Source organism: Clostridium sp. AF50-3, assembly GCF_003477445.1.
GTDB lineage: Bacteria > Bacillota > Clostridia > Lachnospirales > Lachnospiraceae > Otoolea > Otoolea fessa.
In genome coordinates this window covers 1-1,799 of the sequence record NZ_QUDH01000044.1, presented here as the reverse complement: position 1 = coordinate 1,799, position 1,799 = coordinate 1, and the positions used below count along the sequence as shown (strand labels likewise).

2 protein-coding genes and 1 pseudogene are annotated in these 1,799 nt (G+C 54.5%); all 3 read left to right on the top strand.

All coding sequences use genetic code 11. The features are described 5' to 3' along the window. A pseudogene (locus DW085_RS18685) lies at nt 1-982 on the top strand (relaxase); the annotation flags it as partial. A gap of 174 nt (nt 983-1,156) precedes the next feature. Beyond that, nucleotides 1,157-1,351: a hypothetical protein gene (locus tag DW085_RS18680; RefSeq protein ID WP_118494352.1), complete on the top strand. Its 195-nt coding sequence runs from the start codon at nt 1,157-1,159 to the stop codon at nt 1,349-1,351. Beyond that, nucleotides 1,341-1,799, top strand: a 459-nt coding sequence (locus tag DW085_RS18675) for a phage replisome organizer N-terminal domain-containing protein (protein WP_182430952.1), incomplete at its 3' end; no start/stop codon positions are given. The genes DW085_RS18680 and DW085_RS18675, both read left to right, overlap by 11 nt.

The window sequence follows — 1,799 nt, the reverse complement described above, 5'->3', positions numbered from 1 at the left end:
AAAGCTGGACAAGGAAGCTGCCGCCTTGCCAGCCGAGGAGCAGCCAGCCAAGCCCACGAAGTTTGAAACAGACAAGGAAAAATTGCGGCAGGCCATACGCACCGCGCTGTCCTCTGCCGCAAGCTATGGCGAGTTCGCCGCCGTTCTCTTGCAACAGGGCGTGACTGTCAAGGAGAGCCGAGGGCGGCTATCCTACCTCACGCCGGACAGGACAAAGCCCATTACCGCCCGCAAGCTGGGAGATGATTTTGACCGCGCTGCCGTTCTTGCCCTTTTGGAACAGAACGCCCACAGAGCCGCCGAGCAGACCGCAACCGTACCCGTACCCGAATACCCCCGCAACATAAGGGAGCGTTTGCAGGGCAAAAAAGCTGTCCAAACCACCCCGGAAAAGGACGGTATTCAGCGCATGGTTGACCGGGCAGCGAAGCGAGCGGAGGGAAAGGGCGCGGGCTATGACCGCTGGGCGGCAGTCCACAATCTGAAACAAATGGCGGCTACCGTTGCCGCCTACGGGCAGTACGGCTATTCGCCGGAGGAGCTGGACGCAGCCCTTGTATCCGCCAATGCGGATTTACAGGACAGCACCGCGAAGCTGAAAGCCCTGAACGCTGCTATCCGGGAGAAAAAGGAGCTTCAGACACAGGTGCTTGCCTATGCCAAGACCAAGCCTGCCCGTGACGGTCTGAAAGCGCAGAAAACGGAAAAAGCCCGCAGCGCCTACCGGGAACGGCACGAAAGCGATTTTATCATAGCGGACGCAGCCACCCGTTATTTTCGGGCGCATGGCGTTTCCAAGCTGCCAAGCCATAAAGCCCTGCAAGCGGAAATCGAGCAGCTTACCGCCGAAAAGAACGCCCATTACAACGAATACCGGGAGAAAAAAGCCCGTGTCAAGGAGCTGCATACCGTGAAAAACAATCTTTCTCAAATCCTGCAAGGCGAGAAAGACAGAGAGAAAAAGCACGAACATGAGCGTTAAAAACCGCCCCGAAACGATACCAAAACGGGGATATGCCCTGCACCCTATCCGCAATACTGCCCACCTTTGAAACGGGGCGCACAGCGCAGGAAATCCCCGAAAATGACACCGAGAAACTACATTTTTACCGACCTATCCGCTTATGCCAGCGGAAACGGCAGAAAGGAGCGAGAAATGCCACGCATGAGCAAAAAGCGGCGGTTGGAATGGAGCTTTTTCCTCAACCACCGAAACCGTATTACCTACAATGACCTTTGCCGGGTCTGCACACACGGCTGCAAGCAGAGCTTCCGGGCGATTATCGTCCTCTGCCCCCGGTATTTCTCTAAGAGATGGAAACACAGGGAGGACACCGCCAATGGCAGATAACCGCAAATATTACTACCTCAAACTGAAAGAAAACTTCTTCGACAGCGATTCCATTGTGCTGTTGGAGGACATGAAAGACGGGATTTTGTATTCCAATATCCTCTTGAAGCTGTACTTAAAATCGCTGAAAAATGGCGGCAGATTGCAGCTTGACGAGCATATCCCCTATACCGCCCAGATGATAGCCACGCTGACCCGTCACCAAATCGGGACGGTGGAACGGGCATTAGCCATCTTCCAGCAGTTAGGGCTTGTGGAGCAGCTTGACTGCGGGCTGCTTTATATGACCGACATCGAGCTGATGATCGGTCAATCCTCTACCGAAGCGGAACGGAAACGCGCCGCAAGGCTTGAAAATAAGGCACTTTTGCCGCCGCGGACAAATGGCGGACATTTGTCCGACATTCGTCCACCAGAGATAGAGATAAAGAAAGAGATAGATATAGAG